The organism is Rufibacter ruber (assembly GCF_014138425.1).
In the GTDB taxonomy this organism is placed as follows: Bacteria; Bacteroidota; Bacteroidia; order Cytophagales; family Hymenobacteraceae; genus Nibribacter; species Nibribacter ruber_C.
This window is the reverse complement of sequence record NZ_JACJIQ010000020.1, coordinates 54805-71459: the sequence shown is the minus strand read 5'-3', so window position 1 is coordinate 71459 and position 16655 is coordinate 54805. Positions and strand designations below refer to the sequence as shown.

10 protein-coding genes are annotated in these 16655 nt (G+C 56.4%); all 10 read left to right on the top strand.

Annotated elements, in window-relative coordinates:
- The first annotated feature begins 10 nt into the window (after positions 1-10).
- The 10 genes from FHS90_RS19215 (at position 11) to FHS90_RS19170 (ending at position 16418) form a co-directional block, all read left to right on the top strand.
- Positions 11-3427: a TonB-dependent receptor gene (locus FHS90_RS19215; RefSeq protein WP_182514235.1), complete on the top strand. Its 3417-nt coding sequence runs from the start codon at positions 11-13 to the stop codon at positions 3425-3427.
- A gap of 11 nt (positions 3428-3438) precedes the next feature.
- Positions 3439-4857 carry a RagB/SusD family nutrient uptake outer membrane protein gene (locus FHS90_RS19210; RefSeq protein WP_182514234.1) on the top strand — a complete coding sequence of 473 codons (1419 nt, stop codon included), beginning with the start codon at positions 3439-3441 and terminating at the stop codon, positions 4855-4857.
- Positions 4858-4869: 12 nt separating this feature from the next.
- Positions 4870-5916, top strand: a complete 1047-nt coding sequence (locus tag FHS90_RS19205) for a DUF4843 domain-containing protein (protein WP_182514233.1) — start codon at positions 4870-4872, stop codon at positions 5914-5916.
- Between the two features lie 66 nt (positions 5917-5982).
- Positions 5983-7773, top strand: coding sequence for a hypothetical protein (locus tag FHS90_RS19200; protein ID WP_182514232.1), 1791 nt, complete (start codon positions 5983-5985; stop codon positions 7771-7773).
- A 36-nt stretch (positions 7774-7809) separates the two neighbouring features.
- Complete coding sequence (locus FHS90_RS19195) at positions 7810-8469, top strand: hypothetical protein (protein WP_182514231.1); 660 nt, start codon at positions 7810-7812, stop codon at positions 8467-8469.
- 317 nt (positions 8470-8786) lie between these two features.
- Positions 8787-9758, top strand: a complete 972-nt coding sequence (locus FHS90_RS19190) for an N-formylglutamate amidohydrolase (RefSeq protein ID WP_182514230.1) — start codon at positions 8787-8789, stop codon at positions 9756-9758.
- Between the two features lie 79 nt (positions 9759-9837).
- Positions 9838-11391: a glutamate racemase gene (locus FHS90_RS19185; protein WP_182514229.1), complete on the top strand. Its 1554-nt coding sequence runs from the start codon at positions 9838-9840 to the stop codon at positions 11389-11391.
- A gap of 152 nt (positions 11392-11543) precedes the next feature.
- Positions 11544-12986, top strand: coding sequence for a dicarboxylate/amino acid:cation symporter (locus FHS90_RS19180; protein ID WP_066832539.1), 1443 nt, complete (start codon positions 11544-11546; stop codon positions 12984-12986).
- Positions 12987-13197: 211 nt separating this feature from the next.
- On the top strand, positions 13198-14808 hold the full coding sequence (locus FHS90_RS19175; RefSeq protein WP_182514228.1) for an N-acyl-D-amino-acid deacylase family protein: 1611 nt from the start codon (positions 13198-13200) through the stop codon (positions 14806-14808).
- Between the two features lie 2 nt (positions 14809-14810).
- Positions 14811-16418, top strand: coding sequence for an N-acyl-D-amino-acid deacylase family protein (locus FHS90_RS19170; RefSeq protein ID WP_182514227.1), 1608 nt, complete (start codon positions 14811-14813; stop codon positions 16416-16418).
- The last annotated feature ends 237 nt before the right edge of the window (positions 16419-16655 follow it).

Genomic DNA, 16655 nt, shown 5'->3' with positions numbered 1-16655 from the left:
ACATACAAACATGCTTTTCTTCTTTAGACGGAACAGGACGGTACAGCACGTGCTCAGGTGCGCTTGCCTTACCTTGCTCCTGGCTATGACCCTGCAAATAAGCTTTTCGGCAGGCCTGAACGCCCAGGGAATTCTGGAGCGGAGAGTCTCGCTCTCTATGGTGAACAAGCCTTTAAAGGAGGTGCTGCAGGCCCTGAACCAGAAAACCAGCATTGACTTTGTGTACAGCTCTAAGGTAGATGTACACAAAGTGGTGTCTGTGCAGGCTCAGAACAAAGAACTACGCCAGGTTCTAAAAGACGTGCTGACCCCTACCCGGCTAGATTATGAGGTGGTGGGAACCAGCATTGTGATCAAAGAAAGCCCTGTGCCCACACCGGTGCCTGTGCTCAAAAAGTCGGCGGCGGCTGCCCCCTCATTGCCGGTGGTAGTACCCGTGCGGGGGAAAGTGGTAGATGACAAAGGCGAACCGCTGCCGGGGGTAACGGTTCTGGTCAAAGGGACCCAGACCGCTACCGTGACAGATGCAAACGGTGCTTTTTCAATTGAAGCCCCCGCCAATGCCTCCCTTATGGTCTCTTACCTGGGTTTCCTGACGCAGGAGGTCAAAGTGGGCAGCCAGCAGGAGTTGACGGTGAAGCTGGTGCCAGACCCCGTGGCTTTGGGTGAAGTAGTGGTGACGGGGTACACGGTGCAGGAGAAACGCGTGGTGACCGGGGCTATTGGCCAGATTAAAAGCCGCGAGATTGCCAACATGCCCATCCAGTCGTTTGATCAGGCCATGCAAGGGCGTCTGGCCGGGGTGCAGGTGCAGACGGCGTCTGGGGTGCCTGGCGGAAAAGTGAGTATCAACATCAGGGGTATGGGGTCTATTACCGCTGGGAATGAGCCGCTCTACATTGTAGACGGGGTGCAGATCAACTCAGAAGATGATGCCGGGGGCACCGTGGGCACCAACCCCCTTTCGTTCCTGAACCCCAATGACATTGAGTCAATTGAGGTTTTGAAAGATGCCGCCGCGGCCTCTATCTACGGAGCCCAGGCGGCCAACGGCGTGGTGCTCATCACCACCAAAAGCGGGGATGAAGGCCCCACCAAGATCAGCGTGAACATGTACCGGGGATTTGCCTCGCCGCTGCCGCTCATAAAAATGATGGACAGCCAGCAGTACCTGGATGTGCGCATGGAAGCTTACCGCAACCGCTACCCAGACCGTACAGAGGGGGCCATCAGAACAGAGGTGCTGCAGGAAAGCATGCTCCCCATCAACATGACAGATGCGCAGCTTGCCGCCCTGCCTACGTATGACTGGCAGAAGGCAGCCTTCAGGACCGGTGATATTTATGATGTGGAGCTGGCCGCCTCCGGCGGAAACAAGACCACCACCTACCGTCTCTCTGCCTCTTACAACAGCAGCGAGGGCAACCTGATTGGCATTGACTTCTCCCGCGCCACCGCAAAACTGAGAGTACAGCACAAACCCACGCGCAAGCTCACCATCAGCACCAACATCAACCTGAGTAACATAGTGCAGAACGGGACGCAGCAGTCAGCGGGGTCAACGGGCTTTATGTCAGCGCCGCAGTTTTCATCACCTATGATTCTGCCGTTCATTCCCATCACGCTGGAAGATGGTTCGCCTAACAACCCGTTGGGCGGCTTCCCGGGGGAACTGCGCTACAACCCCATCTACACGGCAGAGGTAAACTTTATTCAGGGCAAAACCCGGGCGCTGTACAGCAACATCATCCTCAGCTATGACATCACCAAAGACCTCAATTTCAAGTCTACCTGGGGGCTTGACTACCGCAACATCAACGCAGAGCAATACCTGGATCCCAGAACCCATGAGGCATATGCCCGCCGGGGGTATCTTTCCATCCGGAACAGGGAATCCAGCACTGTCTCTGGTACCCAGGCCCTGACGTACAGCAAACGGTTTGCCGGTGGGCACCGGTTAACGGCCTTGGCTGGGGCAGAGTACCGTGATTACAGCCGGCAGATCTCCTTTTCAGCGGGTGAAGGCTTTTCTACCTACCAGTTCAGGCACATGTCAGGGGCGGCCACCATTCTTTCTTCTACCGGCTCCTGGACCGGCTACCGGCAGTTAGGGTTTTTCTCACAGGCCAACTATGACTATAAGAAGAAGTACATGGCCAGCGCTATTTTGCGGTATGACGGTTCCTCTAAGTTTGGTGCCAACAACCGCTTTGGGTTGTTCCCGGCGTTTTCAGCGGGTTGGGACATTGCCGCAGAAGACTTTCTGAAAGACGTGCGCTGGGTAGATCAGTTCAAGCTGCGGGTGGGGTACGGTGAAACCGGGAACAGCGCCATTGACCACTTTGCCTCCAGAGGCCTTTTTACCGGTTCCAGCAGCTATGGCGGGCAGCCGGCCATACAGCCCAGCTCACTTGAAAACCCAGACCTGCGGTGGGAGCGCAACGCCTCTACCAATTTGGGGGTTGATTTCTCGCTTTTCAGAAAGAGGTTGAGCGGCTCAGTAGATGCATTCCATAGAAGAAGCAAAGACCTGTTGCTGGAGCAGCCGGTGCCGTGGTACGGCGGGTATGAGAGCATGTACCGCAACGTGGGCGAAGTGGTGAACCGTGGCCTGGAGGTAGAACTGAACGGTGAGGTGCTACGGGTAGGGGGCTTCCAGTGGAATTCTGGTTTCAACATCACGTTCATGGACAATGAGGTGACCAAGCTGTATGAGGGCCTGAACGGCGAATCTCTGCCCGGTAACCCGTCTGTCCGGATTGGCCACCCGCTCAGAACCAATTTTGTGGCGCAGTACGCGGGGGTGAATTCGGCCACCGGCCGCCCTATGTGGTGGTCTGGGAACGGGACATTGACCTATAACCCGGGAGCCCAGGGCACCAACAGCTACACCCCGTATGGCCGCGGCAGCCAGTTAGCCAAATACTTTGGCGGCTTTACCAACACCCTCTCCTTTAAAGGGATTGAAGTTTCTGCCCTGTTCCAGTATGACATGGGGCGGGAGTACCTCAATGAGCAGAACAGAACCTGGTACCGCAACGGCCAGGGGGCCAGAAACGGACTGGAGAGAATCTACCTGATGCGCTGGACTGAGCCGGGGCAGGTAACCCCAGTGCCCAGGGCCATTAACGGCGGGGCAGAGACAGACGGGGCTACGCACATTCTCTCTTCCTCCAGGTTTCTGGAAGACGCCTCCTACATCCGGTTCAAGCAACTTGCCGCGTCTTATGCCATTCCGGCCAGGTTCCTGAGCAAATTCAAGATCTCCAGCGCGCGGGTGTACGCGCAGGCGGTGAACCTCTACACCTGGACCGCCTGGACCGGTTATGACCCGGAGTTCCTCATTGATGACGAGAATTTCACCTCTAACCAAGGGGTAGTACCCCAAACCCGCAGCTATACGCTGGGTGTTGAGTTTGGCTTTTAAGCATGACCACCATGAGAAACAGAATCTTTCCCTATATCCTTTCGGCCAGCCTCATTTTTGTCTCAGGCGCGTGTAACGACCTGTTAGACGTGGAGCCCACACATGCCATTGATTCCAGGACCGCCCTCACCAGCATGGAGGCCGTAGAGGCCGCCACCAACGGGGTTTATGCCCGGCTGCGGGCGGTGCAGCAGTACGGCCGTGACCTGGTGGCGCTGCCAGAGCTGCTGTCAGACAACGCCGTGCACTCGGGGCGGGGCACAACCCTGCAAGCAGAGGCCAGCAACAGTCCCGGTGCCCATCTGGAAACCTGGGAGACCGGCTATGCCGCCATTAATGAGGCCAACCTGATTCTGGAGGCGCTGGGGCCGCTAAGTGCGCCGCAGAGTTTTAAGAATTCTGTTGAAGGGCAGGTGCGATTTTTACGGGCGCTTTTCTACCACAACCTGGTAAAGGTGTATGCCTTTGACCCCACCGCCAATGACCCAACCCGCAACAGAGGCGGGGTACCCCTGGTCAGGAAGGGGGTAATTGCCGTGGGAGACATTGACTATGCCAAAGGCCGTGACGCAGTGTCTGAGGTGTACCGGTTCATCTATGAAGACCTCACTGCCGCGTACCAGCTATTAGAAGGTACTGATAACGCCAGAGCCCCCCATTTTGCCACCAGGGGAGCCGTTGCCGCCTTCTTCTCCAGAGTAGCGCTCTACAACGGCGACTATAACAAAGTAATCTCAGAAGCCAACCTTGCGCTCAAGTCTGGGGTGGGGCAACTGCAGCCCGCCGCCAATGTAGTAGCATCCTGGCGCACAGATGTGCACCCAGAATCTATGTTTGAGGTGGCGGTGAAGCCTACTGAGAACATAGGAACCAATGAGTCACTGCGGGCCACGTTTACCACCCGGGTGAATGCAGAGGGGAAGGTAGCCGTGAGCTACGGGCATGCGGTGGTAAGTGATGCCCTGTTAAGTGATTATGAGGCCGGAGATGTGCGCAAAGAGCTGATCTGGAAAGGCCTGGGCAACAACAGCAGCAAGAATGAAATGACCAAGTTCTTCAGCCGGGGCGGAGTGAAAGACCTGGACAACATTCCGGTGATCAGAGTGGCAGAACTGTACCTGAACCGGGCCGAGGCCTATGTGCGCCTTGACCAGGCGCCGCTGGCGCTGGAGGACCTAAATACCATCAGGGTGAACAGGGGGCTGCCGGCGGTTTCCCTTTCCGGGGAGGCCCTGTATGACGAGATCCTGAAACAGCGGCGGGTGGAGCTGGCCTTTGAGGGACACCGCTGGTTTGATATGAAGCGCCTGGCCCGGACCATGTACAAAGAGACGGGCAATATTCCCCACTCCAGTTACCGCATTCTGGCCCGCATTCCCTTCAGAGAAAGAAACGCCAATAGCAACATTGCCCAAAACGTGGGCTATTAAACCAGTACTACCGTGAAAAAAAGTATATATCTCTTTCTATTGCTGCTTTCTGCCTCCTTAACAGGGTGCTTTGAGAAATATGAAGACCGCTACTACTTCAGAGACTTTATGGTGGAGTTTGATGAAGCCGTGACCCGCACCAAAGTTAGCGGGAAGATTTACCCCCGGGTAGACGGGCTGGACCCGGCCAGCGGGGTGGTGAAATACCGCATCAACCTCATTGGCGGGCAGTTCCCCACTGAGCAAGTGGTACAGTTCAAAGTGGTGGAAACCGAGAGCACCGCCCGCGAAGGGGTGCACTACCGGTTCCCCAACGGCAATTCCATAGTGATACCGGCCAACAGCAGCTTTGGGTATCTGGCAGTAGAGGTGCTGCCAGACGGCAGTGGGAACTCCCAGCTGGTGGTGGAGCTGGTGGGGAACCAGGAAATCAAACCCATGGACAACTTCCGGGCCATTGGCATTCCCATCACTTTCCCCAGAACTGACCCAGACCCGGCGCTGGTGGAGAAGATTAATGACATTACCTACTACAAGGCCCTGGAGATTGGGGCGCACCTGAGCGCCACCCTGGGCAGCCACCTCAACCTGTCTACCGGAGCTATCTATACCAACACCGGGGCAGACGCCAATCCCGCCCAGATTGACCTGCTGGTGGCAAATGGGTCCAGCTCCAATATGAACCTTTTGGCACCGTCCAGTTCTGGCGTGAGTGGTTGGGGCTCTATCAACACCCGTATCACCGCCTGGCCGGTAAGAAACAGCGCCACCCTCATTAAGTTCAGAAACCCCAGCCAGGCAGAGCTGCAAATGTTCAATGACTTGCAAACCGCGGCGCAGGTAGAGGCCGCCTTCATTCAGGCGCAAAACACCGTCAGCAGCAGAACCGGCTATGTGTCAGCAGATGACGGGCCGGGGGATAGGGTACGACAGCTGAAGGCAGGGGAGCTCCTCTTTGTCAAATCTGGAACAGGCAACCGCTATGCCGTGATCAGGATTGCAGACCTGACCGCCGGAAACGCCGGGGGCATGACCATTCAGTACAAGGTGACCAACTAAAAAAAGCAGGCAAGGGCAAGCGGTTTCTTAGTCAAAAGGACCGCGCGCCCGCAATCAGAAAATACCATGAAAAAGATTTTTAACCATTTTTGGTGCACCCTTGCCACCCTGTGCCTGGTGCTGGGGGCTTGTAAAGAGGATGATCTGCCAGAGGTTAACCGGGAGCCCTTCTTTAGCCCCAACGGTGATATTGCCCTGATGCAGGTGAAGCTGGGAGCCCCTGGAAACTCGCTGGAGGGCGGGTATCTTGACCTTGCTACCGGCACAGTATATCAGGAGGCGGCAGTTGGAGCCCAAGAAGGCAAAGTAGACCTGTTGTTCGCCAAGTCCTCCAGCGGTGCTGTCAACCTGATGGTGCCTGCCAGCGCTGGTCTGGAAGGCTGGGATTTCAGGAACCGGGGCACTCTAATGAAGCTTAGAAGCACCTCTTCTGAGGAACTGGCCATGTTCAATAGCCTTAAAACGTCTGGAGCCCTTGAAACTGCCTACACCACCACCCAGCAAACCCTTGCCACCAGAACCGGTTACGTAGCCGAAGAAGACGGCCCCTCTGACCGCGTGCTGAACGTAGTGGCAGGTGATCTTATCTTATACAAATCTCTGGAGGAAAACCGCCAGATAATAGCCATTGGGAGGGCGGTGACCGTGAGTACTGGAAACAGCGGGGCGCTGACCATTGATTTTAAAGTTGCCCAAAACATAAAGGGAGCTACCCCTGCCGTACAGCCAGACCCGGCCACCGACTATAAAAAACTGGAGCTGATGCTGGGCTCGCAAACCAACGCCTACTTAGGCAACAACCTAGACTTCTTTACGGGGAAAGCCCTGGTAGATGCAGAAGCCAGTGCCGCGCCAGGCTCAGTAGATCTGCTCCTGGCCAATTCCAGCACCTTTGGGTTTAACCTCATGACACCGGGCGGGCCGGGTGTGATCGCCTTCGGCGGAAGCTCAGAAACCAAGGTGCTGGGCTGGGGAACCCGGAACAACGGTGAACTCATCAAACTCACCAGCCCTATTGCGCAGGAACTGCAACTCCTGACAGACATACAGACGGCTAGCCAGATTGAAACCACTTACAATGCCTTGAAAGCCACGGCTGCCAGCAGGCCCAACTACAACGCCACCAATGACGGAGCTTCAGACCGGATCAGGAGCATTGAGCCTGGTGACCTCATTCTGTACAAGTCGCTTACGCCGGGCCGCAAGATTTACGCGGTGGGCCGGGCGGTGAACCTGGCCAGGGGCAACGCGGGTTCCATGGTGCTGCAGATGAAGGTGTCTGCTGAGCTGGTGAACGTGCCGCCGCCGCCAGTGAGTGACATCACCACCTATCAGGTAACCTGGGGTGGGCAGAGCAACACCAGCCTTGGTTATTTCCTGGACCTGAAAACCGGAAATGTCTATAACAATACCACCTCACCGGCTAACGCCGATAAAATTGACCTGTTCAACGCCTTCGGGGCTACCACCGGGGTCAATTTCTACACGCCAGGCGTAGCACAAACAGCCTTTGGCGCCATTGAAACCCTTATCAAAACCTGGCCAACCCGCAACAACGGCAACATGGTCAAGCTCCGGAACACCACGCCAGAAGAGCGCGAAGCCTTTGACGCCCTGGAGTTCAACCAGGAGATTGAAGCCGCCTATGACCAGGCGCAGGCCAGCGTGACTAGCCGTGCCGGGTACGTTGCCCTGGAAGACGGCCCCACCAACACGCGTCTGCGCAAACTGGTGGCCAATGACATCGTCTACTTCCGGTCGGCGAGCCGCAATTTCACCGCCGCCATTCTGGTGCAGGACGCCGAGCAGAGCTCTACGGGCACCATTACCCTAGTTGTAAAAGTCAAAAAAGATTAACCTAATCCATCCCAACAAACAGACAAGCATACCCATATGAAGAGAATTGCCTTAGTACTAGGATTTTGCGGCGCACTCCTGCTGGCGCCCGGGGTGACGGTCACTTCTTCCTTCGCCCAGAAAAAAGGAGCCGCAGACAAGGGGGAACCCGTGAAGACCCTGCAGGTGACCATGGGTGCCCAGAGCAACAAGTCAATCGGCGGGTTTGTAGAGGCGGCCACCGGCACTACGTATTCAGAGAACGAAGCCAGCGGGAATACCGGCAAAATTGATTTCATCTACCTGCACGGGAAAGACTCAGGCGCCAATTTTGTGACCCCAGCCAGCGCGGGGCTGAGCGCGTTCAAAAAACTGTCTGAGCGGGTGGCTACCTGGGAGGCCAGGAACGAAGGCACCCTTATCAAATTACCGGCATCAGAGGAGAGCCAGCAGCTGTTTGAAAGCGTGAAAACCACCGCAGACCTGCAGGAAGCCTTCAAGAAAGCGGGAAAATCTGTTACCGGTGCGGCGGGCTACAAAGCCAAAGACTTCGGGCCGGGTGACCGCATCAGGTTTCTGGCCGCCGGAGACGTGGTGCTGTTCAAATCTAAGAACAATGTGCTGGCTGTTCTGCAGGTAAAAGAAGTGGGAGACACCACCACCGGCACCCTCACCGCCGAGGTGAAAACCAGTGGCGGGAAAGTAGCCGGGAAATAACCTGGCCGGCTTCGGGCTGCAAAGCATGGCCAAGCCTTCCCTGCCAGCCCAGCGTTGCCGTTTCCGTTTTGGGCCTGTTTTCCGGAAAACAGGCCGAAAACGGGAGCCGTGACAAAAGCTGCTTCGGCTTTAGCCGAGGAGGATTCCAAGACGGACGCCAGCCAGTTAAACGCAAGTACCGTGCGCTATCAAGTTGCTTGCAGAAAGACTAACTAAAAAGATATCTGAAGTTTCTGTTTTGGGGCTGTTTTCAGAAAAGCAGCCCCAAAACAGAAAACCATGTACCGCTTACCTTACTCACCACCTCAAGAATTGATATGAAACCAAACCATCTGCCTGGCAGACGTACTTATTGGGTAGCGGCTTTCAGCCTGGTGCTGTGGAGCCTGGGCTGCTCCAAGAACATTACCCCCGAGCCCAAGGCGGTTACCTCCAGCTGGGTAGCCAACCAATCTTACTATGACGGACAGAAATGGTCTGAGATGGTGGTGGGCACCATGCCGCTGGTCATTAGCGTGCCGCACGGCGGAACGGTGGAGCCGAGTAACATTCCGGACCGTACCTGCCCAGACGCCACCACGGTGCGCGACGCCAACACCATTGAACTGGCACGCGCCATTGAGCAGGAGTTTGTGAAGAACTACGGGGTACGGCCGTATCTGGTCATTTCGCACATTGCCCGCAAGAAAATTGACCAGAACCGCGAGATGGAACCCGGCACCTGCGGCAACGCGCTTATGAAGGAAACCTGGCAGGCGTACCATAATTTTGTTGACACCGCCCTGGCCCTGGCCACTAGAAACCACGGCACAGCACTCTTTATTGACCTGCACGGGCACGGGCACAGTGTTCAACGGCTGGAGCTGGGCTACAACCTCACCGCAAGTGAGGTGCAGGATGTAAGCCTGAACAGGAACCTGGCCACGTTGGCCGCCAAATCCAGCGTGAACAACCTGCTGCAGGCCAATAACCAGATCACCTTCCGGAACATGATGGTGGGCGACTATGGCTTCGGGACGCTGATCAGGAATGAAGGTTTTGCGGCCGTGCCGAGCAAGCAAGACCCGTACCCGCTGTCAAACCAGCCCTATTTTTCCGGCGGCTACAACACCCGAACGTACACCTCGGCCAATTTCCCCAAGGTGCACGGCTGGCAGATTGAGTGCAACATGACCGGCGTGCGCGACACCAACGGTCGGCCCCTTTTTGCGGCGGCGTTTGCCAAGGCCATCATGCAGTACTACGCCAACAATACGTCGCTGCGGCCCCCGTTCACCCCCCTGAGATAGTTTTTCGGCATAGCCGCGCCAAACCCTGCAGAGGGGTGGGCGGCTGTGACATGTTGAGTACCCCAACCAAACCAAACAAATGAAACGCACCCGCTCGCTCCCGGCATATTTATTGGCCGCTGCCGTTGCTTTTTCCTGCAACAAAACGGCTACCCAGGAAACCGCCGCCGCCGCTGCCCAAACGGTAGAAAGCCTGGCCATTGAGAAAGCCATTCTGGAAGACCAGCAAAACTTCTACTACACCAACTTCAAGGAATATCCGCAGAACGACCCGTCACTGCCCATTGGCGTGTTTGACTCGGGCACCGGTGGGCTCACCATCTTAGACGCGCTGGTGAACTATGACCAGTTCAACAACCAGAGCAAAGCGGCCGGGGCCGATAAGGAACCCGATTTCTCAAGAGAGAAATTCATCTACCTGGCCGACCAAGCCAACATGCCGTACGGCAACTACTACAGCGCCAACAAGTCTGATTTGCTGGTGGAGCACATTATCAAAGACGCCCAGTTCCTGATGGCCAGCAAATACTACACCCGCAGCGGCGAGAAGTCTTACCAGGAAGACAAGCAGCCCGTGAAAGCCATTGTGGTCGCCTGCAACACCGCCACCGCCTACGGCAAAGAACACATTGAGAGTTTCATCAAGAAAACCGGCATTGACCTGAAAGTGATTGGCGTGATAGACGCCGGGGCGAAGGGTGCGCTGGAAGTTTTCAAGAAAGACGAAAATGGTACCGTGGGCGTGTTTGCTACGGTAGGCACCATTGCCTCTAAAGGCTACGAGAAGACGTTTCTGGCGCTCAAAGACAAGATGGGCTACACGGGCAACCTTCAGGTGGTGAACCAAGGCGGTCAGGGCTTGGCCGAAGCCATTGACGAGGAGCCTGATTTCATTCAGCGCGATGCCAAAGCCCCCCGCCAGAACTACCGTGGCCCGTCTTTGGCCAACGCCGACTACCAGATTGACAAGACCTTGCTGGACGTGTACAACTTCAACTTTGACCACCAGAAAATGCTGTGTGACAGCAAAAACTCTGATGATTGCCAAGTGTTACAATTGAACGCGCCTGAAAACTACGTGCGGTATCACTTGGTGTCAATGATGGAGAAATTGCGCAAGACGCCTAACGCCCAGCCGCTCAAAGCTGTGATTCTGGGTTGCACGCACTACCCGTACATGACCAAAGACATCAATCAGGTGCTGGGCGAACTCTACAACTACAAAAAGAACGGCCAATACGTGTACCGCGCGCTCATGGCCCAGAACGTGCGCCTCATTGACCCCGCCATCAACGTAGCCGCCGAACTGCACGCTTACCTCAAAGAGAAGAACCTGTTCAACCAGCAGGCCAAGTCCTTGAGCAGCGAATTCTACATCAGCGTGCCCAACCTCAACAACCCGTCCATCAAAACAGACAGCGTGGGCCGCTTTACCTATGATTACAAGTATGGCCGCAACGTGGGCGAGATTCAGGAGTACGTGGCGGTGGTGCCGTTCAGCAAGAAGAACATTCCGGTAGAAACCCTCAACCGTTTCAAGACCTCCATTCCGCAGACGTATAAACTGATTCAGAACTTCCACCAGGCCAACCCTAAAACGGCCACGCTCACGGCAGAAGAGAAAATCAACTAATGCCCGGGCCTCTTCCCTTTTCTTTCTTCAGAAGGAATAGGGAAAAGGCCTTCTGTTTTCGGCCTGTTTTAGCCAAAACAGGCCGAAAACGCAAATCCAACACTACCCAACCACCCCAACCAACGAAGCAAATTATTTACCTTTTCCCAGTTATGAAGTTGAAGTTCTCCACCCTTGCCACGGTTCTGTCCCTCACGGCCGCGGCGCTGCTCACGGTCATTGACGCCTACGTCACGCCGCTGTCTGAACCTGTTTTGTTTGCGTTCCGGTGGCTGGCCATTGGCGGTCTGGTGCTGTTCGGGTTCCAGCGCAAAACCTTGACTACCTGGATTCTGGTGGCCTTGGTGATGGGTGCCGAGATTGGGCATGACTTCCCCGCGTTCGGGATAAATCTGCAGGTGTTGAGCAAGATTTTCCTCAAGATGATTAAGACCATTGTGGGGCCGCTTCTGTTCGGGACGCTGGTGTACGGCATTGCCGGGCACTCCAACATCAAGCAGGTGGGCCGCATGGGCTGGAAATCATTGCTGTATTTTGAGGTGGTGACCACGCTGGCGTTGTTCATCGGCCTGGCCGCCATCAACCTCTCCAAAGCCGGTGAGGGCGTGAAGCCACCCGCCGCGCTGCACGAGGAACTGCCGGTGGTGAAACCCCAAACCACGCAGGAAATCATTCTGCACGTGTTCCCAGAGAACTTCGTGAAATCTATGGCCGACGGCGAAGTGCTGCAGATTGTGGTGTTCAGCGTGCTGTTCGGGATAGCCCTCATTCTGGTGCGCGAAGACAAGCGCAAGCCCGTGGTGCAGTTCGCTGAGAGTCTGTCTGAAGTCATGTTCAAGTTCACCAACATCGTCATGTACTTCGCGCCGTTTGGTGTGGGCGCAGCCATGGCCTACACCGTGGGGCACATGGGGCTGGGCGTGCTGGTGAACCTCTTCCAACTGCTGGCGACGCTCTACGTGGCCCTGATTGTATTTATGGCGGTGGTGCTGTTGCCTATTGCCCTCCTCATTGGCTTGAACATCAAGAAATTCATACAAGCCATTGCCGAACCCGTATCCATTGCCTTCGCCACCACCAGTTCAGAGGCCGCCTTACCGCGCGCCATGGAAGCCGTGGAAAAACTGGGCGTGCCGCGCAAGATTGTGGCCTTTGTGATGCCCACCGGCTACAGCTTCAACCTGGACGGTACCACGCTGTACCTGGCGCTGGCCTCCATCTTCGTGGCGCAGGCCGCGGGCATTGAAATGACCCTTGGCCACCAGCTCATGATTGTGTTCACCCTCATGCTCACCAGCAAAGGCGTGGCGGGCGTACCGCGCGCGTCTTTGGTGATTTTGCTGGGTACGGCGGCTTCCTTCGGCTTGCCGGTGTGGCCCATCTTTATCATTCTGGGCATTGACGAACTCATGGACATGGCCCGTACCTCTGTAAACGTGATTGGCAACTGCCTGGCCGCCGTGGTCATTGCCAAGTGGGAAGGCGAATTTTACCCAGACGGGCTTCCGGCGGTGCCGGTGGTAGAAGGCGTGCCGTTGGCTCCTGTGGAGGAACGGTTGGCGGTAGCGCCAATAGCGAAAGAGCCGGTGCAGTAATCTGGTAAACCATGGCGCAAGCGTCCGCTTGTGTCCACAAGTGCTGGGCTCAAAAACTTAGAAATCGGGCAAACCCGATGTCAAGATAAGATTTTGCGTTTTCGGCCTGTTTTGGCCAAAACAGGCCGAAAACGCAAAACCATCAGCAGCACGGCACAAGCGGACGCTTGCGCCATAAATGAAAGACAAACCGTTTCAAAGTATACCAACCTTGCATACCATTTTCAACAAACAGTTTCTGCTCACCGCCTGCTTGGCGCTGCTCACGACAGCGGTAAGTTACGGGCAACGCGCGGCAGGTAAAACGCTGGACTTGCTCATTACCGGCGCCATGGTGTTTGACGGCAGCGGCAAAGATTCGGCGCAGCTGGACGTGGGCATTCTGGGCGATAGAATTGCCTTTGTGGGCAACGCGCAGCAGAACCAAATCAAAGCCAAGAAGACCATCAAAGCCAAAGGGCTGTACCTGGCGCCGGGTTTCATTGACCCGCATACGCACACAGACAAATACCTGAACAGCAAAGACGCCGCCGAGCGGGCTACCCTTCCGTTTCTGGCGCAGGGCGTGACCACCGTGTTTGCCGGCAGCGACGGGTTTGGCGGGTCAGACATTGCCAAGCAGCTTTCGGCCTGGGATCGGAACGGCATTGGCCTCAACGCCGCGCTGTTTGTGGGCCACGGCGGCGTGCGTAAAGAAGTGCTGGGCAGCAAAAACGTGCAACCCACGCCCGCCCAGCTGGAAGAGATGCGCCAACGGGTAGACCGCGCCATGAAAGAAGGGGCTATTGGCCTTTCCGGTGGATTGTTCTATGCACCCGCCAGCTACGCCAAAACCCAGGAAGTCACCGAACTGGCCAAAGTGGCCGCCAACTACCAGGGCGTGTATGACACCCACATGCGCAGCGAAGGCACCGGCGTGCTGGACGCCATTCAGGAAACCCTGGACATTGGCACTGGCTCGGGTATTCCGGTGCATATTTCGCACATTAAAGTGAGCGGCGAGACCAACTGGGGCCGCAGCCAGGAAGTGATTAGAATGGTAGAAAACGCCCAGCGCAAAGGCCAGAAAGTAACCGCCAACCATTATCCGTACGTCGCCTCGTCTACCAGCCTCAAGGCCACGCTTATGCCCCGCTGGGCCGAAGACGGGGGCAGCAAAGAGATGCTGCAACGCCTGGAAGACCCCAAAACGCTGGAAAGAATCAAGAAGAGCCTGGCCTCTAAACTGGATAGTACCGGCCGTGCCGAACGCATTACCCTGGCCACCCCCAAGAACCCCGAACTGAACGGCAAGTCTATTCTCAAAATCTCGCAGGAATGGGGCGTCAAGCCCGAGGACGCGGTCATCAGAATCCTCAAGGAGAATCCGGCTACCAGTGTGATTTCCTTCAGCATGTCTGAAGAAGACGTGGTGCGGTTCATGCAGCAGCCGTGGGTCATGACCGGGTCAGACGGCGGTGGGGCGCACCCGCGCACGTACGGCACCTTCGCCCGCAAAATGGGCCTGTACGCGCTGGAGAAGAAAGTCATGCCTCTGAGCCAAGCCCTTCACAGCGCCACCGGCCTCACCGCCACCACCTTCCACATCAAAGACCGCGGGTTCATCAAAGAAGGCTGTTTTGCAGACATCGTTCTGTTTGACCCCGCCCGGTTCAGAGACAACGCCACCTTTGACCAGTCTACCCAACTAGCCAGCGGCGTGCACTACGTGCTGGTGAACGGCGCCGTCAGCATCAGCGAAGGCAAATACACGGGCGCGCTGGCCGGGAAAGCCCTTCGGCACGCGCCCGCTAACGCTCCATCTCCAGGAAAAGAGAAATAGACATGACGTATTCTGTTTGCATATCCCCTTTAATAAAGGTCCCGGCCAGCGGCACCTGTTTGGTGCTGCTGGCGGGCTTGCTGTGTTTGTTCCAGACTCAGGCGTACAGCCAGAACGTCAAAAAAGTAGACACGCTCATCAAAGGCGCGTGGGTGTTTGACGGCTCGGGCAAAGACTCGGTGCGCCTGGACGTGGGCATTACCGGCGACCGCATCACCTATCTGGAGCCCGCCGGCAAGAAAGTGCCCAAAGCCAAGAAAACCATTGCCGCCAACGGCTATTACCTGGCTCCCGGTTTCATTGACCCGCACACGCACGTGGCCGCTGACCTGTCGCACCCGGAGCGCAAGAGCAATTTGGCGTACCTCATGCAGGGCGTAACCACCGTGTTTGAGGGCAACGACGGCTCCGGGCCCATGCCCATCGGCTCCACGCTGGCCGAATGGGAGCAAAAAGGCATTGGCACCAACGCGGGGCTGTTTGTGGGCCACGGCTCGGTGCGCAAAGAAGTGCTGGGCGAAAAAGACGTGCAGCCCACGCCCGCGCAGCTGGACAAAATGAAAAAACTGGTCGCTGAGGCCATGGAGCAGGGCGCGTACGGCATTTCCACCGGCCTGTTCTACGCCCCCGGCAGTTTCGCGCGGCAGAGCGAGGTGGTAGAACTGTCAAAAGTGGCTGCCGCTTACGGCGGAATCTATGACACCCACCTGCGCGACGAAAGCACTTACAACATCGGGTTGATGAACTCCATTAAAGAGACGCTGGAGATTGGCGAGGCCGCAGGCATTCCGGTGCACATTTCGCACATCAAAGCCCTGGGCGCCGATGTCTGGGGCAAGAGCCCCGAAGTCATTCAGATGATTGAAGCTGCCCAACAAAGAGGCCTGCGCGTGACCGCGAACCAGTACCCATATTTGGCGTCACGCACCAACCTGATTGCCGCCGTGGTGCCCCGCTGGGCCGAAGACGGCGGCGTGAAAGCCATGTTCGCCCGCTTTGATGATGCCTCTTTAGCGGACAGCCTGCGCAACGGCATCAGAGACAACATCCGTCGACGCGGCGGCCCGGCTTCTTTGGTTTTATCCACCGACAATACCACGTTGAACGGGAAATCCTTAGAGAAAGTAGCGCAGGAATGGCAGCTGGATCCGGTAGAGGCGGTCTTCAAAGTGCTACGCACCGATCAGAAAGTGCGGGTGGTGTCCTTCAACATGACCGAAGAAGATTTGCTCCGGTTCATGAAGCAGCCTTGGGTTATGACTGGTTCAGACGGCACGCCCGGCCACCCCAGAAAATACGGTTCCTTCACCCGCAAGCTCAAAGAATACGCCATTGATCACCACCATATTTCCATGGCCAACGCCATTCACAGTTCCACCGGCCTCACCGCCCAAACCCTGGGCATTCAGGGGCGAGGGTTGGTGAAGAAAGGCTACTACGCAGACCTGATTCTGTTCCAGCCACAAAACCTGAAAGACTTCGCCACTTATGAGGAACCGTCCAACCTGGCCAGCGGCATGGACTACGTGTTTGTGAACGGCGTGGTGGCGGTGGAAAACGGCAAAGCCACCGGGGCCTTGGCAGGCAAAGCGCTGAAGCATAAGAAGTGATTGGCGGGAATGCTGGTCGCGTGGAGGGACTTGGTTTCCCGTTTTTGGCCTATTTTCCTGAAAACAGGCCAAAAACGGGAAACAACGGCTGAATGAGAATAGCTAGGCACGCGTCTCCGTCTCTTCCGGATTTGTAACTACGCTCCTTTGCGCGCTCACGCTCTTCCGGATTTGCAATTCGGAAGCAAGTACTCAGGGGATTTATAATCCCCGTCCCGGCGCTTTTTAACGTAGCCG

Coding starts and splice junctions, on each gene's coding strand:
- FHS90_RS19190 (WP_182514230.1), top strand. CDS start 8,787: ATGAAACCAAACCATCTGCCTGGCAGACGTACTTATTGGGTAGCGGCT.
- FHS90_RS19180 (WP_066832539.1), top strand. CDS start 11,544: ATGAAGTTGAAGTTCTCCACCCTTGCCACGGTTCTGTCCCTCACGGCC.
- FHS90_RS19210 (WP_182514234.1), top strand. CDS start 3,439: ATGAGAAACAGAATCTTTCCCTATATCCTTTCGGCCAGCCTCATTTTT.
- FHS90_RS19185 (WP_182514229.1), top strand. CDS start 9,838: ATGAAACGCACCCGCTCGCTCCCGGCATATTTATTGGCCGCTGCCGTT.
- FHS90_RS19200 (WP_182514232.1), top strand. CDS start 5,983: ATGAAAAAGATTTTTAACCATTTTTGGTGCACCCTTGCCACCCTGTGC.
- FHS90_RS19195 (WP_182514231.1), top strand. CDS start 7,810: ATGAAGAGAATTGCCTTAGTACTAGGATTTTGCGGCGCACTCCTGCTG.
- FHS90_RS19215 (WP_182514235.1), top strand. CDS start 11: ATGCTTTTCTTCTTTAGACGGAACAGGACGGTACAGCACGTGCTCAGG.
- FHS90_RS19170 (WP_182514227.1), top strand. CDS start 14,811: ATGACGTATTCTGTTTGCATATCCCCTTTAATAAAGGTCCCGGCCAGC.